Raw genomic sequence first — 17,150 nt, 5'->3', positions numbered from 1 at the left:
AATGCCTCTCGTTCCTGCGCGCCGCCGTGGTGAGATGTCGTGGAAATGCTCGATGCGCCCGCGAGCGAGAGGTCCCGCCGCCTCGTCGCGCTGAACGCTGTCCTCACCGTCGTCGCTCGCCACTCGAACCTGCTGCTGCCGAGGCCGTTCGACGAGCTCGCCGGCGCCGTCTGCCGGTTCGCCCCGTTCCACCTGCTCGCGGTGGTGTTCCCCGAGCCCGAGGGGGAGCTGCTCGCGTACGCGACCTTCCGCGGCGATACGCTCTCCGCCGCGCCGTTCGCCGCGCGGCTCCCGGCGCCCGCGGCGCTCTTCCGGCGGGTCTTCGGCGAGGGAAAGACGTTCTCCTGCGAGAGCACCCGCGCGGGCGACGCGCTCGACAAGATGGGGGCCGCCGAGGGGTGCCTCTCGTACGTCGCGCTCCCGGTGCGCAGCGCGCCGCCCGGCGCCGGGCCCGGCCAGCCCGCGGCCCGGTCCGCGGCGCCCGCGAGCGCGGGCGGCGGCCCCGTCATCGCGGCGCTCGTGCTCGGCCACGCGGAGGCCGCCGCCGCGGCGGCCGCGCCGATCGCCCTCCTGGAAGAGCTCGCCGAGGCGCTCGGCGCCGGCCTCGATCGCTCGCTGCGCGTCGTCGCCGGCGAGCGCGAGGCCGCCGAGCGGCTGCTGCGCATCCGCGAGCTCGAGGAGCAGCACCGGAACCTGCTCGACAACGCGCCGCTCATCATCTTCCGCCTCGATCCCGAGAGCGGCGAGCTCTCGTTCCTGAACCGCCACGCCGAGCGGCTCCTCGGCGTGCCGGTGGCCGAGGCGCTCAGGACACCGGGCTTCCTCGCGGAGGCGCACGCCGACCCGGAGGGCGTGATGTGCTTCGAGGACGCTGTCGCGCGGGCCAAGCTCGGCGCGCCGTCGGCCTCCTACGAGGCGCGCCTGCGCCGGCGGGGCGGCGACGCGATCACGGCGCGCGGCACGGTGTACCCGCTCGTGTCCGATCGCGGCCGCGTGGTGGCGATCGAGGGCGTCCTCGCGGACGTGAGCACCGAGCACGCGGCGCGCACGCGGCTCATCCAGGTCGATCGGCTGTCGACGCTCGGCACGCTGGCGGCCGGCGTGGCCCACGAGATCAACAACCCCGCGGCGTTCATCCTGCTCGGGCTCGACATGCTCGACCGGCTCCTGCGCGGCCCGAACGTGCGCATGGAGGGCGCCGCCGCCTCGAGCGCGTCGGAGCTGCTCCAGGAGCTGCGCGACTCCATCAAGCGCATCGTCGACATCGTCCGCGATCTCAAGCTGTTCGCGAGCCCGCCGCAGCCCGAGGGCTCGCGGCGCACGCTGACGGACGCGAACCGCACCGTCGAGTCCGCGCTGAGCCTCACGCGCGGCCAGATCATCGAGCGGGCGCAGGTCGTGAAGAACCTGTCGGAGGTGCCGCCGGTCCTCATGGAGGACGGCCGGCTCGGGCAGGTCATCGTGAACCTCCTCGTCAACGCGGCGCAGGCGATCCCGAAGCCGAGCTCGAAGACCGAGGCCCGCGAGCAGACGGTGACGGTCGAGACGCGGAGCGACGGGCAGACGGTCGAGATCGTGGTGACCGACACCGGCGCCGGCATCGCGGAGGAGAACCTGCCGCGGATCTGGGCGCCGTTCTTCACGACGAAGGGGCCGGAGGTCGGCACCGGGCTCGGCCTGTCGATCAGCCGGGAGATCATCGAGCGCGCGGGCGGCCAGATCACGGCCGAGAGCCCGGTCCCCGGGGCCGATCCGCCGGGCGGCGCGCGCTTCATCATCTCGCTGCCCGCGGCGGGGCGCACGGAGGAGGCGACGCCGAGCGTGTCGCCGGTGCCGCGGCTCGTCTCGAAGCGGGCGCGGGTGCTCGTGGTCGAGGACGAGGCGTCGCTCGCGCGCGCGCTGTCCGAGCAGCTCGGCCGCGTGCACCAGGTGTCGCTCGCGCCGAGCGCCGACGCCGCGATGGGGATGCTCGCGGGCGGCCAGCGCTTCGACGTGGTGCTCTGCGACCTGCGGATGCCCGGCATGTCGGGCGACGTCTTCTACACGCGCATCCGCGAGAGCGACCCGGCGCTGGCGCAGGGGTTCATCTTCATGACCGGCGTGGGCTTCGGCGCGGACGTCGAGCGGTTCCTCGCCTCGTCGGGCCGCCCGCTCCTGGAGAAGCCGTTCTCCGCCGAGGACGCGCTGTCCGCGATCGCCGAGGTCGTCTCTGCGAACAGCGCGAGCGCGCGGGGCAGCGGCGCGTAGCGCGCGGGGGCAGCGGCGCGTAGCGCGGGGGGGCGCGCTCAGCCCAGGATCTGCGCGCAGGCGCGCTGGAGCTCCCGCAGCAGGTCGGGGGTGGCCTGGAGCGTGATGCGCGAGCGCGCCTCGCCCTCCTGGTAGCTCAGCGTGAGCACGACGACGGGCGCCGCGATCTTCGCCCCGCGGCTCGCGGCCGCGATCGTGTCGATGCGCCAGTCGACCCCGGTGAGCAGCTTGCCGTGGTCGAGCAGCGCGCCGCGCACGATCTCCCGCCGCACGACCGCCCTGGCCTGGTCGTAGCCGGCGAGCAGGATCGCCTGGATCTCCTCGGCCTCCTCGACGGGGACGAGCACCGCGAGATCGGTCGAGAGCGCGGCGCGGTCGAGATCGAGCTTGCTCGCCTCGCGGACCAGGAAGCGGCAGGCCTTGAGCACCCGCGCGAGCGCCTCGGACCCGACCTCGTGCCGGCGGCAGAACTCGTCGAGGTGCCGCTCCACGGCCGCGGGCACCGGCTCGCCGAGGCTCGGCCCGAGCGCCTCCCAGAGGCGCCGGCGCGCGCCCTCGGGCAGCTCCAGGAGCCGCCGCAGGTCGGCGGCGAGCTCCGGGGGCGGCGGCTGCCCGCCCAGGCTGCGGAGCCCGGCGCGGGGGGGAGGCGCCTCGTGCGCCGGCGTGCTCATCGCGACCTCGTCAGCACGCGCGGCTCAGTCGCTGAGCTGGATGGGGACGTAGAGCGCGCGCATCTTCGACATCGTGCCCTGGCGCGTGTACCCGGCGAGCCCGTAGAGGAGGTTCCACCAGTGCCCTTCCGGCGTCTCGCCGTACGAGAACACGGGGAAGAAGTGGAACTCCCACTCCTTGCCTCTCCGCACCCGCTGCTCCTTGTAGAACGTGTTGAGCGCGAGCTGCGTCACCGAGTTCTGGTCCGCGAACCGGAAGAAGAGCGGCAGGACCACCGTGGTGCGCGAGCTCGGCGACGCGAAGTCCCAGAGGAACGGCGCGACGACGAGGTGCGTCGAGTTGCGATCGCGCCCCGAGTAGAAGAACGGATAGATGTTCGTCTCCCAGCCGGTGAGATCCCTCGTGTGCCGGATGAACGGCGTGAGCCACGTCGTGTCGCTCAGCCCGTGGCGCTTGAAGCGGCCGTAGAGCGGGAACAGGGCGAGATCGTCGCTGCGCGGCGAGGTGTTCCGGTAATAGAACGGCAGCAGCATCGTCCGCTCGAGATCGATGTCCGGATCGCGGTACTGCCAGAAGAGCGGCGTGATCATGTCGAGCTCCGTCCGCCCTCGATAGCGAGCGTAGCCCCAGGTCGCGAAGGTGCTCTCCCCCTCCTCGCCGCGCGCCTTCACGAAGAGCGGCGTGACGAGCAGGTTCGAGTTGCCCTCGACCCCGTAGTGGAAGAACGGAAACAGCGTCGTGCGATCGTGGTTCTTGCCCCAGCTATGCCAGTAGAACGGCATGACGTTGAACACGTCGCCCTTGCGCGAGTGCTGCCAGAGCAGCGGCCCCCACAGGTTCGTCGAGCGGTCTCCGACGTCGCTGTAACTGTAGTAGTGCAGCAGCGGCGGGATCACCTCGTACTCGCTGCTCTCGTCGCGGCCGTAGAAGTAGAGCGGCGCCAGGCCGAGATCGATCTTGTCGGCGGAGCGCGCGTCGCACGCAGGGCCGCCTCTCCAGCTGCAGAAGAGGGGGCCGACCATGTTGAAGCCGCCCCGCGCTGTGTGGTGCGTGAACGTGAGCAGGGGAGGGATGTGGAGGTAGCCGCTCCCGTCGTCGCTCTTGCCCTCGAAGAAGAGCGGCGCGAGCCAGTTGTCGTGACGGCCCGGCTCCGCCTTGCGCCCGGGGCTCGCCGGGCGACCCTCGGACTCGCGGTGCATGAACGGGCCGACGATCGTCGTGTGGGTGTCCTGGTCCCGCAGCTTCCAGAAGAACGGGAAGAGCACGTCGGCGTCGACGTCCTTGCTCCGCCGGTTGTAGTAGAACGGCGTCACCATCGTGGCGCGATCGCCGGGCATCTTGCGCTCGGCCCAGAAGGGCACGACCGTCCGGAACTGGTAGTCGCCGCTCCGCTCGCCGTAATAGAGCCCGTACCAGTCGCGCTGGATCTCCTCGGCGCGCCCGCGCTCCCACTCGCCGGTGTCGTTCGTGCCGATCTGCTTCTTGACCGACGGCGGCACCGCGAGCGGATCCTCCGGCAGCGTCGGCTCCTGCGTCTGGATCGGGCTCTCCTCGGAGGTCGGCGCCGCGTGCGTCTCCGGCGTCCCGGGCGGCGGCTGCTGCGGCGCGCTCGTCGGGGGCGGCCCCATGCCGGGCTGGCCGAAGCCGACCTGCGCCGCCGCGACCGACGGCGCGGCGAGCGCCGCCAGCGCGGCCGCGAGCGAGAGCGCCGACCCCCAGCCCCGCCGCCGCGCGAGGCCCCTCGCCTCGCGTGGCCGCGCGCCGCTCGCTGGTTCGCTCACCGGAGCGCCGCGCGCCCCCCGCGAGCAGCCCTGCTCTCCCATCGCCTCGTACGTCAACGCGCTCCCCGCTGGCCGCCGCCCGGTGAAGATTCGAGGGCCCGATCCGCGAGCACGCGCGCCGCGCCGTCGAGCGGGATCTCCTCCTGCACGTGCGCCGCGAGGTCCTTGATCTGGAGGACGCCGCGCTCCATCTCCGCGTCGCCCAGGATCACGCAGAGCCGCGCGCCGAGGGCGTCCGCGCGCCGGAGCATCGACTTGAGCCGTCCGCCGCGCCCGTCCAGCTCGACCGAGACGCCGAGCGCGCGGAGCTGCTTCGCGAGCAAGAGCGCCCGATCCGCGCCCACCTGGCCGAGCGGGGCGAGGAAGCAGCCGGGCCTCCGGCGCGACGTGTCGCCCGGCATCAGCGTGAGCAGCCGCTCCATCCCCATCGCGAAGCCGATCGCCGGCACGCTCGGCCCGCCGAGCCCCGCGATCATGTTGTCGTAGCGGCCGCCGCCCCCGAGCGTGCTCTGCGACCCGAGATCGCCCGAGGTCGCCTTCACCTCGAAGAGCGTGCGCGTGTAGTAGTCGAGCCCGCGCACGAGCGACGGGTCGACGACGTAGTTCACGCCGAGCACGTCGAGGCAGCGGAGCACGCCGTCCCAGTGCGCCCGGTCCGCGTCGTCGAGCAGATCGAGGATCGACGGCGCGTCGCGCGACACCTCGTGGTCGCGCGGATCCTTCGAGTCCAGGATGCGCAGCGGGTTCTTCTCGAGGCGGCGCTGCGAGTCCTCGCTGAGCCTGTCCTTGCGCGGCGTGTAGTGGGCGAGCAGCGCCTCGCGGTAGCGCTCGCGCGTGCCGGCGCTGCCGAGCGAGTTCACGTGGACGACGAAGTCGCCGACGCCGATGCGCTCCAGGAAGCCCGCGATGAGATCGATCGTCTCGGCGTCGCAGAGCGGCCCCGGATCGCCGAAGAGCTCGCAGCCGGCCTGGTAGAACTGGCGGTAGCGCCCCTTCGCCGGCCGCTCGCCGCGGAACATCGCCCCGAGGTAGTACCAGCGGGTGATCGGCTCCTTGGCGTGGACCGCGTGCTCGACGTACGCGCGCGCGGCGCCCGCGGTGCCCTCGGGCCTCACCGTGAGCTGATCGCCGTGGCGCTCGAAGGAGTACATCTCCTTCTCGACCACGTCCGTCGTCTCCCCCATCTGGTGGCGGAAGAGCTCCGTCGGCTCGAGCAGCGGCGTGCGCACCTCGGCATAGCCGTGGAGCTCCGCGTGGAGGCGGAAGGCCCCCTCGAGCTTGTGCCAGCGCTCCACCTCTTCGGGGAGGATGTCGTTCATCCCCCGGACCGCGCGCAGTTCCATCGCGCGGCGCTTATGGTCGGTGCTGGCGAGCGGGTCAAGCCGGTCGGATGCTTCCTCGTACGTTGGGTCTCGCCGGCTCACCGTCCGAGGGCTATGTGCTCTCCCCAAGAGGTATGGCGAAGGCGAAGACGCGCGCTGCGGCGATCGATCTTGGGAAGGCCCGCGTCGGCGTGGCCGTGACCGACGAGCTCGGGCTCTACGCTCACCCGCGGCCGCACCTCGACGGGCGCAACCGGAAGGCGCTGCTGGAGGCCCTTTCGGCGCTCGCCCGGGACGAAGGCCTCACGCGGTTCCTTGTCGGGCTGCCGCTCGAGATGAACGGGGACGAGGGGCCGGCCGCGCGGCGGGCGGTCGCCTTCGCCCAGGCGCTGGCCGACGCGAGCGGCGTGGAGGTGGAGCTCATCGACGAGCGGCTGACCACGGTCGAGGCGGCACGGCGGCTGCGCGACGGGGGCATCTCGGCGCGCAAGAGCAAGGAGCGCGTCGACGGGGCGGCGGCGGCGCTCTTGCTCCAGGCGTGGCTGGACGGGCGGCGCGGCTAGCGGGCGGCGCGGCTAGCCGGGCGCGGCCCTAGCGGCTCTCGCTGCGGAGCAGCAGGTACGCGCCGGCGGCGCCGACAGCGCCGATCCCGAACAGCACCACGTCCCACATGGGCCACGCGACGCCGGCCGCGCGCCGGAGGACGACGGCCTCGATGACCCGCACGAGCAGCGACGCGAAGCCGTAGGCGCACAGCCCGACGACGATCGGCCGCCGCAGGTTGTCGGACAGATCGACGGCCTTCATGCTGTTGTTCCACACGTTCCGGCGCACGTGGCGCGCGCCGATCAGCGCGGGGGTGATCAGCGCGAAGCCGATCCCGGACGCGAGCAGGACCGCCTCGAGGCCCGTCAGGTTGTCGGTCACCCCGCCGCCGCGCGAGAGGCGGATGATCGCGGTCACCAGCGTGATCAGGCTGCCGGCGACCCAGAACACGCCGAGCGTCGAGAGCAGCAGGATGAGCGGCCTCGCCATGCTCACCTGCTGCGCCTGGCGGAGCTGCATCGTCGGCGCGGCGCGCGGCGCCGACGGCAGCGACTTGCGCGGTCCGGGCAGGGCGGAAGAGGTCGGCTCCCTCGGCTCGGGCTCGCCCGAGTCGTAGAGCGCGAGCTCCGCGTCGAGCTCCTCCATCGTCTGGTAACGGTGGTGAGGCTCCTTCGCCATGGCCCGCTGGATGATCATCTCCAGCGTCTCGGGGATGCTCGGCTCGAGCGAGCGCGGGCGCGGCGGGTCCTCGGTGAGCACCGCGGTGAGCGTCGCGGTCGGGTCGTTGCGATCGAACGGGCGGCTGCCGGTGAGCGCGCAGTAGAGGATCGCGCCGACGGCGTAGATGTCCGCCCGGTGATCGACGCGCTCGCCGCGGGCCTGCTCCGGCGCCATGTACGACGGCGTGCCCATGATCATGCCGGTCTGCGTGAGCGCGGCGCCCGGCGCGTCGTCGACCTTCGAGATGCCGAAGTCGATCACCTTGGCCGTGGGCATCGTGAGGTCGCCGGTGAGGAAGACGTTCTCCGGCTTCATGTCGCGGTGCACGACGCCCTTCGCGTGCGCCGCGGCGAGCGCCTTGCAGATCTGCCGCACGATGCGCACGGCGGGCCCGATCTTCATCTTGCCGACCTCGTTGAGGTAGTCGGCGAGCTCCTTGCCTTCGAGGAACTCGTTGACGAGGAACGGCCGCCCCTCCGCGGTGCGGTGGACGTCGAAGACGGTGACGACGTACGGGCTCTGCACCGCGGCCGCCGCCTCCGCCTCGCGCTGGAAGCGCGAGATCACCTGCGGCTGCCGCGCGAACTCCGGGTGGAGCATCTTGATGGCGAACCGCTTGCTCGCGATCCGCGTGTGGCGCGCCTCGTACACGCGGCCCATGCCGCCCTCGCCGACGACGCGCACGACCGTGTAGGTCTCGTTGAGCGTCTTGCCGACGAGATCGTCGCGCAGCGAGTCGTCGACCGAGTCGTCGAGCGTCGCGGCGTCGCGGGGGCACACCCTGAACTCGGCCGGGTACCGGACCCTGCAGGTGGGGCAAACCTTGGGCGTCGCGTTGTCGCTTCCCGAGGTCGGGAGCGAGGTGGCCGAGGTGGAGAGGCTCGTCATCGCGTTCGCGATATGCACGTCCGACTGCGAGCCGCGTGCGTCCGACTGCGGCCGGGACTGCGGTCGGGATGCTTCGTCAGGGGGCCGGATGGTGCCGGGCATCGCCGACCGAGGGTAGCCAATCGGCGTTTCTGGGGGTGACAAATCGCGCGGTCACATCGACCGCGTTGACGGACCGAGGCACCTGCGTATACTCGCGCGCTCCTCTGCTCACTGGCCTGAACCTCGTGGGCTCCCGCCGCTCCGGGCGGGGGGCTCGCCTTCAGGCGTCGCTTGGCCAGTCGCCGGCGTTACCAACGCACCGGCCCGGACGCTCGGCAGCGCACCGGACAAGGCCATGGAGAGCCAGCCATGCTGCATTCTGTTCAGAAGACGGACATCATCCAGAAGTACGCGATCCACGAGGGGGACACCGGGTCGCCCGAGGTCCAGATCGCGCTCCTCAGCGAGCGGATCAACCAGCTCCAGGAGCACTTCCGCACGCACCAGAAGGACCACCACTCCCGCCGGGGCCTGCTGAAGCTGGTCAGCCAGCGCCGCCGCCAGCTCGACTACCTGAAGCGCGTCGATATCGAGCGCTACCGCAACCTCATCGGCCGCCTCAACCTCCGCAAGTAGCGGTCAGGCACGTCGCGCCGGTCTCGCCGGCGCGACGCCTTCCCCCGGCGCGCGGCAGGCGGCGCGCCTCGCGGTGAGCCCGCCCGGGCTCGCCCGTCCGTCCTGCGGCCCCGCGCGGCGGAGGGCTGCGCCGCCCGTTCCGTTCCAGGATCTCTCCAGCGCCGGCGTTTCGCTGGCCTTCGCGTTCCTTCCGTTCGGGAGGTTCGCGGCGCGCACCCCTGAACGTCTGCTTTTTGCGCTGGCGAGGGCGGAGCGGACGCTTTAAGGAGGTCATTCACTGACCATGGAACAGCGGGGCGACCGGCTTCGCCGTTCCCGAGCGCGGGCTCCGCGCGTCTTCGTCTTCGCTTCGTGCGCAGCAGCGCGGCTCCTGCGCAGGGACCGAGGAAGAAGAGCAGCCCCTCGCGCTCGGCGTAGCGCCGCACGCAGCGGCCCTCGCGATCGCGAGAGAGAGCTGAAAATCCAATGTTCGTTCGTGAATCCGTCATGGTGGGCGGCCGTGCCCTCACCCTCGAGACCGGCCGCCTGGCCAAGCAGGCGCACGGCGCCGTGCTCGTCACCTACGGCGACACCATGGTGCTCGTCACCGTCGTCTCGCAGGACGAGCGGCCGGGCCTCGACTTCTTCCCGCTCACCTGCGAGTTCGTCGAGAAGACGTACGCCGCCGGCAAGATCCCCGGCGGCTTCTTCAAGCGCGAGGCGCGCCAGCGCGAGGAGGAGATCCTCACCTGCCGCCTCATGGACCGCCCGCTCCGCCCGCTCTTCCCCGAGGGCTTCAAGCGCGACACGCAGATCATCGCGACCGTCCTCTCCAGCGACAAGCAGAACAAGGCCGACGTCCTCGCGCTGACGGGCGCGAGCGCCGCGCTGCACATCTCGGAGATCCCCTGGCACGGCCCGGTCGTGGGCGTGCGCGTCGGCCGGCTCGACGGCGAGTTCGTCGCGTACCCGACGGTCGCCGATATCGAGCGCTGCGACATCGATCTCGTCGTCGCCTGCTCGCGCGACGCGATCGTGATGGTCGAGGGCGGCGCCGCCGAGGCGACCGAGGCGGAGATCATCGACGCGCTGATGTTCGCGCACGAGACGGCGCAGCCGGTCATCGACCTCATCGAGAAGATGCGCGCCGCGGTGGGCAAGCAGAAGCGCGAGTTCGTCGCCCCGGCGCTGCCGGACGACGTGAAGCAGCGCGTCGCCCAGATCGTCGACGAGGACCTCAAGGCCGCGACGCGGGTGACCGACAAGAAGGCGCGCTACGACGGCTACAGCACGCTCAAGAAGAAGCTGACCGAGACCCTGAGCGCCGAGCTCGGCGCCGAGAGGTTCCTGCCGCTCCAGGGGCTCGTGAAGGCCGAGTTCGAGGAGCGCAAGGCGCACGTCGTCCGGACCTACGTGATCGACGAGGGCCGGCGCATCGACGGCCGCGACGGCAAGAGCATCCGGCCGATCATGTGCGAGGTGGGCCTGCTCCCGCGCGTCCACGGAAGCGCGCTGTTCCAGCGCGGCGAGACGCAGGCGATCGTCACGACGACGCTCGGCACCTCGACCGACGAGCAGAAGATCGACGGCCTGATGGGGGAGACGTGGAAGCGCTTCTATCTCCACTACAACTTCCCCCCCTTCTCGACAGGCGAGACGAAGCCGATGCGGGGCCCCGGCCGCCGCGAGATCGGCCACGGCGCGCTCGCCGAGCGCGCGCTCTCCCGGATGATCCCGCCGCCGGATCAGTTCCCCTACACGATCCGCATCGTGTCGGAGACGCTGGAGTCGAACGGATCGTCGTCGATGGCGGCGGTCTGCGGCGGGTGCCTGTCGCTCATGGACGCGGGCGTGCCGATCAAGTCGCCCGTCGCCGGCATCGCGATGGGGCTCATCATGGAAGGCCAGCGCTACGCGGTGCTCTCGGACATCCTCGGCGACGAGGATCACCTCGGCGACATGGACTTCAAGGTCTGCGGCACGGCGCGCGGCGTGACCGCGATCCAGATGGACATCAAGATCGCCGGCCTGAGCCGGGTCATCCTGATGCAGGCGCTGGATCAGGCGCGCGAGGGGCGGCTCCACATCCTGAACAAGATGCTGGAGACGCTGCCGACCACGCGGCCCGAGCTCAGCCAGTACGCGCCGCGGATCACCACGGTGCGCGTGAAGCCCGACCAGATCCGGCTCATCATCGGCCCCGGCGGCAAGACCATCAAGGGCATCGTCGACCAGACCGGCGTCGCGATCGACGTCGAGGACGACGGCACCGTGAACGTCGCGTCGGCGGACTCGGACGCGGTGCGGAGGGCGCTCGACATCATCAAGGGCCTGACCGCCGAGCCCGAGGTCGGGGCGACGTACAAGGGCACGGTCAAGCGCATCACCGACTTCGGCGCGTTCGTCGAGATCCTGCCGAACACCGACGGCCTGCTGCACATCTCCGAGATGGCGCACACGCGCGTCGAGCGCGTCGAGGACGTCCTCAAGGAGGGAGACGCGCTCGACGTGAAGGTGCTGAGCGTCGATCGCGACGGGAAGATCCGGCTGAGCCGGCGCGAGCTGCTCCCGCTCCCGGAGGGCGAGGAGGGCGATCGGGCGCGCGAGCGCATGGCGCAGGCGCGCGACGCCGGCCCGCCGCCGCGGCGCGACGGCCCCGGCGGTGGCCGCGGCGGCGATCGCGATCGCGGACCGCGTCCCGGCATGGACCGCGATCGCGGCGGGCCGCCGCGCGAGCGCCGCGAGCGCCGCTCCTAGTCGATCGCCCCGAGAACCGGGGACGCCATGCCGCGCTGCGGCGCGCCGCTGGGCCTCCCCGTCGCTCACTCCCCCTCACGAAGAACGTCTGATTTGCGGCGATCCGCGGCCCTGCGCGGCGATCGCTGCCTGCCAGCGGACCGGCGCGCCCGGCTGCTGCGTTGACGCGCGCGGCCGAGGCGCGCGCCGCGCCTGGATCAGGCATCGCGCTGCTTTGTTGGAATCTGATGAACTCCGCATGGCCCCTTCACAATCAGGGTAGTGTCGAGACCCCTGCTCGTGGCATGCTCCGCCCGTGCTCGTACGCAGAGCGAAAATCGTCTGTACCATTGGCCCTTCGTGTGACTCTCAAACGACGCTGGAGCAGCTTATCCGCGCCGGTATGGATGTCGCTCGACTCAACTTCTCTCACGGCTCGCACGAGGATCATGGCAAAGCTATTGCCACGGTCCGTGCGGCTGCGGAGGCCTGCGGGAAGCCTGTGGCGATCCTGCAAGACCTCTGCGGCCCGAAGATCCGAGCCGGTCGCTTCCCCGGCAACACCTTCGAGGTCGCTGACGGGGCTTCTGTCACCCTGGTCGAGGCGGACAGGGACAGCCCTGTTGCCACGCCCGGCGAGATCCCGATCCTCTACGAGGGGCTCGCGTCCGACCTGCAGCCGGGCGACGTCGTCCTCATCGACGACGGCCGCGTCGTGGTCACCGTCACGAAGGTCGACGGGGAGCGCGTCCACGCCGGCGTGACGCAGGGCGGACGCCTGCGCGATCGCGTCGGCGTGCACCTGCCCGCGAGGCGCGTGCGCATCTCGGCCCTCACCGAGAAGGACAAGGCCGACCTGAGCTTCGGCCTCGCGCAGGGGGTCGATTACGTCGCCCTCTCGTTTGTGCGCAACGCGGACGAGGTCCGGCACGTGCGCGACATCTGCGAGGCCTGGGGTCGCCCGACGCCGATCGTCTCGAAGATCGAGACGCCCGGCGCCATCGACAACCTCGAGGCGATCATCCTCGCCTCGGACGGGGTCATGGTGGCGCGCGGCGACCTCGGCGTGGAGTTCAACCCGGAGCGGGTGCCGATCATCCAGCGCGAGATCCTCGGCCTCGCGCGCATCCACCAGAAGCCGGTCATCGTCGCGACCGAGATGCTCCAGTCGATGGTGACCGCGACGCGCCCGACGCGCGCCGAGGCGAGCGACGTGGCGACGGCCGTCTTCGACGGCACCGACGCGGTCATGCTCTCGCAGGAGACCGCGACGGGCGCGCACCCGCCGCTCGTCGTGCGGATGATGGCCCGCATCGTCACCGAGGCCGAGCAGAGCTCGTTCTACCGCTATCTCTCGAGCGAGCAGCCCGGCCAGCGCGCCAACGTCCCGGAGGCGACCGCGCGCGCCGCGTGCGACATCGCGAAGGACATCGGCGCGAAGCTCATCATCGCGTTCACCGAGAGCGGCCTCACCGCGCGGTACGCGTCGAAGGCGCGCCCCGTGGTGCCGATCGTCGCCTTCTCGCCGAACGACACGACGCGCCGGCGGCTCGCGCTGCTCTGGGGCGTGGTGCCGTTCCCCGTCGACGCGCTCCGGAACTCGGACGAGATGGTCGAGCGCGCGACAGGGCAGCTCCTCGCGAGCGGCCTGGTCTCGCCCGGCGACAAGCTCGTCACCATCTTCGGAGCCCCCGTCGGCGTCTCGGGGTCAACCAACACGATTCGGGTGAAGGTTGTTGAATGAGCTTGCCCGCCGCCCCCGATAGGGGTTCGACGGGCGAGCAGGACTCCCTCTCCAGACACGCGGGCGCGGAAGGCCTCCCGAAGCTCGACAAGTACGAGCTGATCGAGGAGATCGGCCACGGCGGGATGGCCACGGTCTACCGCGCCCGCGATCCGCGCCTCCGCCGCGACGTCGCGGTCAAGATCATCCACAGACACCTCCGGGAGAACGCCGAGGTCGGCACCCGCTTCGTCGCCGAGGCGCGCGCGGCGGCGAAGCTGCGCCACCCCGGCATCGTCGAGGTGTTCGACGTCTCCAGCGAGCACGACCGCGAGCGCTACCTCGTGGTCGAGCTGCTCCGCGGCTCCACGCTTCGCAAGATCCTGGGCGCCCACCGCGACATGCCGGCCGAGGTCGGCGCCGCCGTGGTGCTCGAGCTCTGCGACGCGCTGGAGCACGCGCACGCGGCCGGGATCATCCACCGCGACGTGAAGCCGGAGAACGTGCTGGTCGAGCTGCCGTCGGACCGAGAGGGCGCGAGCTGGGACGGCGCGGGCGTGGTCATCAAGCTGACCGACTTCGGCATCGCCAAGGTCCTCGACGCCCAGGGCGTCACCTCGACCGGGCAGGTGCTGGGCTCGCCGGCGCACATGGCGCCGGAGCAGATCGAGGGGGGCGAGGTCGACGCGCGCACCGACGTGTTCGCGCTCGGGGTGCTCTTCTACGAGTGCCTCGTCGGGCACCTGCCGTTCGAGGGCAAGAACCCGGCGCAGGTGCTCCGCAGGGTACTCGAGGGGGCCTACCCGGAGGCGGAGCGCGAGCGGCCCGCCGTGGGCGCGCGGTGGAGCCGGATCGTGGCGGCGGCCCTCGCGCACGACATCGCGGCCCGCACGGCGAGCCCCCGTGCGCTCGCCGATCGGATCCGGGCCGAGCTCACGGAGCTCGGCGTGGTGGAGCCGCGCGTCGAGCTCGCCGCCTACTTCGCGAACCCGGCGGGCTACGCCGAGCGGCACGTGGCGCGGCTCGTCCCGCGGCTCGTGGCGCGCGCGGAGGCCGCCCGCAAGCGCGGCGACGTGCCGGGTGCGGCCGCCGACTACAACCGGGCGCTCGCCCTCGCGCCGAACGACCTCTCCATCCTCAAGCGGCTCGCGCGGCTCAACGCGAGCCGCAGCCGGCGGAAGCTCGCGCAGCGCGCGCTCGCCGTGACGCTCGGGTCGGCGGCGCTCGGCGTCGGCGCGTTCGCGATCACCCGCGCCTTCCACGAGCCCCCGCCGCCGGACGTGGGCGCGCTCCCGCCGCCCGAGCCGCAGCCGTCGGCGCCCATGGACGCCCTGGTTCCTCGGCCGAACCTGCGCGCTGTCGCGCCCCGCGCCGCCGAGGTGCCCAGCGCGATGGACGTGGCGGACGTGGCTGTCGCGCCGCGCCCCCGCGCGCGGCCGCAGCCCACGCCGACAGCGTCGCAGGCGGAGGTACCGTCCGTCCGCGATGTGGTCTTCCAGATCGTCCCGAGCGGCGCGAAGCTCGTGATCGATGGCGTCGAGATCAACTGGTTCGGCGCGAACAAGATCACGCCGCTCAAGATCGGCGCCCACAGCGTCCACGTCAGCGTGCCGAACTCGCGGTGCTGCAAGCCGTACTCGGGCGTCATCTCGGTCGTCGCGCCCAAGCCGGGCGTCACCGCGCCGCAGCGGATCATCCACAAGCTGGAGATCCTGCCGAGCACTGTCGTCTTGAGCGGCGCGCCGCCCAACGCGCAGTACGCGTGCCCGCAGATCGGCCTCATCGGCTACGCGGGCAGCCCGCAGACAGTGACCCTGAGCGACGTGTTCTGGAGCGGGCGCTGTCGGTTCACGCCTGCGGCGTCGGACGCCACGCCGCTCGTCGGCAACGTGACGCTCGTGGCCGGCGAGTCGAACACCGTTTTCTGGCCGTCCGGTTGAAGGGATCGCTGTCGTTCTCCGTCATTCCCGCCTCGGCACCTGAAATCTCAGCATCTCCGGCGAAACTCCGCTACATCACGGCGAGCTCCTCCGCATGGCTGCGCGAACTCCAGGCGGGAAATCTCCCGGCGCTCGCTTCCCATCGGTCGGGAGCCGCCGCGCCCTGCCCGCGTCGCGGCGCCTCGCGGCGGCAGCGGCGGGCGCCCTCGTGCTGTGCTCCGCGGCGCTCGCGCGGGCCGACGACATGCAGCAGCTCGAGGTGGCGAAGACGCGCTTCGACGCCGGGAGCTACGAGGAGGCGGTGAGCCGCTTCGCGGCGATGCTCGACCCCGCGAACCCCCCCTGCGAGCGCGGCCCGACCGACGCCGCGAGGACGCCGTGCAGGATCTCCGAGCCCGATCTGATCGAGCGGGCGCGCGGCCTCGCCGCCGCGGCGCTCGTGGCGCTGCGGCGCACGGGCGAGGCGGACGCGTACATCGAGCAGATCCTCCTCGCCAATCCGGGGTACGCGCCGAACCCGGCGCTGTTCCAGCCCGAGGTCATCGATCGGTTCTCCGCGGTCCGGGCGCGGATCCGGGCGCGGATCGAGGAGGTGACGCAGCAGCGGGCCGAGGCGCAGCGCGCGGCGCGGCTGCGGATCGAGCAGCGCCGCCAGGACGAGCGCCGGTGGATCGCCGAGCTCCAGCGCCTGGCCGGGCGCGAGCGGGTCGTGGATCAGAACTCCCGCTGGATCGCGATGCTGCCGTTCGGGGTGGGGCAGTTCCAGAACGGCGACGAGGGGTTCGGCTGGTTCTTCCTTGTCAGCCAGGCCGTCGCCGGCGGGACCTCGATCGTCTCGGCGCTGGCGCTCGCGAGCTACCAGAACGTCGACGTCACGGCGACGCCCCCGCCGCAGGGCGGCGGCCCCGTGCAGAGCGTCGACATCGACGCGCTGAACCGCCGGATCGGCACCGCGGCCGCGGTCAACCGCGTCGCCTTCGGGGCGTTCGCGACGCTCGTCGCGGCCGGGATCGCCCACGCGCAGATCACGTTCGTCCCGCAGACGGTCGCCTTCCGCGCGCGCCCCGTGCCGCCGCCGCCCCCGAGCTTCACCGCCGCGCCGACGATCTCCGTGCTCCCCGGGGGCCTCTACGCGGGGGTCGCCGGCCGGTTCTGACCGGGGCCGCCGCGGCTCACGCCTTCTGCGCGGCGGCGATCCAGAAGCCGCCGAGCTGCGCGAGCGGCGAGTCGCACAGCGCCCACTCCGCCCGGTGCAGCAGCCAGCCGAGGCCAGGCACGCGCATCGCGGCCGCGAACGGGGTCACGATGCGCACGCCCCGCGACGCGACGACGCGCACGCCGGCCGGCATCAGGGCGGCGGCGGCGCGCGGCGCGTCGAAGCGCGTGTAGACGGCGCTCTCCCGGGTCCTGTCGCTGATGGCGCCCGCCGGGCCGAGCTTCTTCACGAGCCCGCGCAGGCTGTAGGGGTTGTAGAACTCGGCGATCACGTGCCCGCCGGGCCGCACCACGCGCGCCATCTCCGACAGCGCGCGGCGCACGTCCTCGACGTGGGCGAGCACCTTGAACGAGCAGGCGACGTCGAAGCTCCCGTCGGCGAACGGCAGCGCGGTGGCGCTGCCCTCCACGACGTCGAGGCCGCGCTCGCGGGCGCGATCGAGCATGCCGGGCGAGAGGTCGACCCCGCGCGCGGCGCGCGCGAACTCGCGGATCTGCGCGAGCAGGAGCCCGGTCCCGCACCCCACCTCGAGCACGTCGCCGCCCTCGCCGAAGCGCCGCACGAAGTCGACCTCGAGCGCGTCGACGAGGTCGTGGTAGCCCCCCCGATCCCGGCCCCCGCGCCGGGCCTCGTAGCGCGCCGAGAACTCGTCGTAGTACGCCCGCGTGGCGCGCAGGTGCTCGTCCGGGCTGGCCTCTTCCGTCTGGGATCGCATGGGCTCGCTATAGTACTCCCCGGCGCGCGCGGCTTGCGCCGGGCCGC

General features: G+C 72.2%; 12 protein-coding genes. 7 read left to right on the top strand and 5 right to left on the bottom strand.

Translation table 11 applies throughout. The features are described 5' to 3' along the window. Positions 1-45 precede the first annotated feature (45 nt). Positions 46-2,247 (top strand): hybrid sensor histidine kinase/response regulator, encoded by a 2,202-nt coding sequence (locus WMF42_RS23350; RefSeq protein WP_437694330.1) that lies wholly within the window; start codon positions 46-48, stop codon positions 2,245-2,247. A 38-nt stretch (positions 2,248-2,285) separates the two neighbouring features. Here WMF42_RS23350 and WMF42_RS23345 read toward each other — a convergent pair whose 3' ends face one another. From WMF42_RS23345 to hisS, 3 genes are read right to left on the bottom strand one after another with little or no spacing between them, the layout of a single operon-like run. After that, complete coding sequence (locus WMF42_RS23345) at positions 2,286-2,918, bottom strand: COMM domain-containing protein (protein ID WP_434040762.1); 633 nt, start codon at positions 2,916-2,918, stop codon at positions 2,286-2,288. A 24-nt stretch (positions 2,919-2,942) separates the two neighbouring features. Beyond that, entirely contained in the window at positions 2,943-4,700 is a 1,758-nt protein-coding gene (locus tag WMF42_RS23340) for a hypothetical protein (RefSeq protein ID WP_437684775.1), read from the bottom strand. A 53-nt stretch (positions 4,701-4,753) separates the two neighbouring features. Further along, entirely contained in the window at positions 4,754-6,043 is a 1,290-nt protein-coding gene (gene hisS / locus WMF42_RS23335; protein ID WP_061610808.1) for a histidine--tRNA ligase, read from the bottom strand. Between the two features lie 113 nt (positions 6,044-6,156). Between hisS and ruvX the strand changes: the two genes are divergently transcribed. Beyond that, positions 6,157-6,585 carry a Holliday junction resolvase RuvX gene (ruvX, locus tag WMF42_RS23330; protein WP_061610807.1) on the top strand — a complete coding sequence of 143 codons (429 nt, stop codon included), beginning with the start codon at positions 6,157-6,159 and terminating at the stop codon, positions 6,583-6,585. Between the two features lie 28 nt (positions 6,586-6,613). Here the strand turns inward: ruvX and WMF42_RS23325 are convergent, their stop codons facing one another. Next, the gene (locus tag WMF42_RS23325) at positions 6,614-8,176 is read right to left on the bottom strand and encodes a serine/threonine-protein kinase (protein WP_199693965.1); all 1,563 of its coding nucleotides are present in this window, start codon (positions 8,174-8,176) and stop codon (positions 6,614-6,616) included. A 351-nt stretch (positions 8,177-8,527) separates the two neighbouring features. Here WMF42_RS23325 and rpsO point away from each other — a divergent pair, with 351 nt between their 5' ends. From rpsO to WMF42_RS23300, 5 genes are all read left to right on the top strand, one after another. Continuing rightward, positions 8,528-8,794, top strand: coding sequence for a 30S ribosomal protein S15 (gene rpsO, locus WMF42_RS23320; RefSeq protein WP_061610805.1), 267 nt, complete (start codon positions 8,528-8,530; stop codon positions 8,792-8,794). Positions 8,795-9,259: 465 nt separating this feature from the next. Next, positions 9,260-11,530 (top strand): polyribonucleotide nucleotidyltransferase, encoded by a 2,271-nt coding sequence (gene pnp / locus WMF42_RS23315; RefSeq protein ID WP_437684772.1) that lies wholly within the window; start codon positions 9,260-9,262, stop codon positions 11,528-11,530. Positions 11,531-11,825: 295 nt separating this feature from the next. Then, on the top strand, positions 11,826-13,253 hold the full coding sequence (pyk, locus tag WMF42_RS23310) for a pyruvate kinase (protein ID WP_061608885.1): 1,428 nt from the start codon (positions 11,826-11,828) through the stop codon (positions 13,251-13,253). Then, a complete protein-coding gene (locus WMF42_RS23305; protein WP_081426556.1) occupies positions 13,250-15,172 on the top strand; it encodes a serine/threonine-protein kinase in 1,923 nt (640 codons plus the stop codon). The genes pyk and WMF42_RS23305 overlap by 4 nt, the downstream gene beginning before the upstream one ends. Before the next feature lie 94 nt (positions 15,173-15,266). After that, positions 15,267-16,328 (top strand): hypothetical protein, encoded by a 1,062-nt coding sequence (locus WMF42_RS23300; RefSeq protein ID WP_061608883.1) that lies wholly within the window; start codon positions 15,267-15,269, stop codon positions 16,326-16,328. Between the two features lie 16 nt (positions 16,329-16,344). On the opposite strand, the gene WMF42_RS23295 is transcribed toward WMF42_RS23300, so the two are convergent. After that, entirely contained in the window at positions 16,345-17,103 is a 759-nt protein-coding gene (locus tag WMF42_RS23295) for a class I SAM-dependent methyltransferase (protein WP_061608882.1), read from the bottom strand. Between the last annotated feature and the right edge of the window lie 47 nt (positions 17,104-17,150).

The sequence above is a fragment of the Sorangium sp. So ce176 genome, from assembly GCF_051519835.1.
Taxonomy (GTDB): domain Bacteria; phylum Myxococcota_A; class Polyangia; order Polyangiales; family Polyangiaceae; genus Sorangium; species Sorangium cellulosum_G.
The sequence above is the reverse complement of the archived record's forward strand: the minus strand, read 5'-3'. Positions and strand labels throughout refer to the sequence as shown.

Coding starts and splice junctions, on each gene's coding strand:
- WMF42_RS23350 (WP_437694330.1), top strand. CDS start 46: ATGCTCGATGCGCCCGCGAGCGAGAGGTCCCGCCGCCTCGTCGCGCTG.
- WMF42_RS23345 (WP_434040762.1), bottom strand. CDS start 2,918: ATGAGCACGCCGGCGCACGAGGCGCCTCCCCCCCGCGCCGGGCTCCGC.
- hisS (WP_061610808.1), bottom strand. CDS start 6,043: ATGGAACTGCGCGCGGTCCGGGGGATGAACGACATCCTCCCCGAAGAG.
- ruvX (WP_061610807.1), top strand. CDS start 6,157: ATGGCGAAGGCGAAGACGCGCGCTGCGGCGATCGATCTTGGGAAGGCC.
- WMF42_RS23325 (WP_199693965.1), bottom strand. CDS start 8,176: ATGACGAGCCTCTCCACCTCGGCCACCTCGCTCCCGACCTCGGGAAGC.
- rpsO (WP_061610805.1), top strand. CDS start 8,528: ATGCTGCATTCTGTTCAGAAGACGGACATCATCCAGAAGTACGCGATC.
- pnp (WP_437684772.1), top strand. CDS start 9,260: ATGTTCGTTCGTGAATCCGTCATGGTGGGCGGCCGTGCCCTCACCCTC.
- WMF42_RS23305 (WP_081426556.1), top strand. CDS start 13,250: ATGAGCTTGCCCGCCGCCCCCGATAGGGGTTCGACGGGCGAGCAGGAC.
- WMF42_RS23300 (WP_061608883.1), top strand. CDS start 15,267: ATGGCTGCGCGAACTCCAGGCGGGAAATCTCCCGGCGCTCGCTTCCCA.
- WMF42_RS23295 (WP_061608882.1), bottom strand. CDS start 17,103: ATGCGATCCCAGACGGAAGAGGCCAGCCCGGACGAGCACCTGCGCGCC.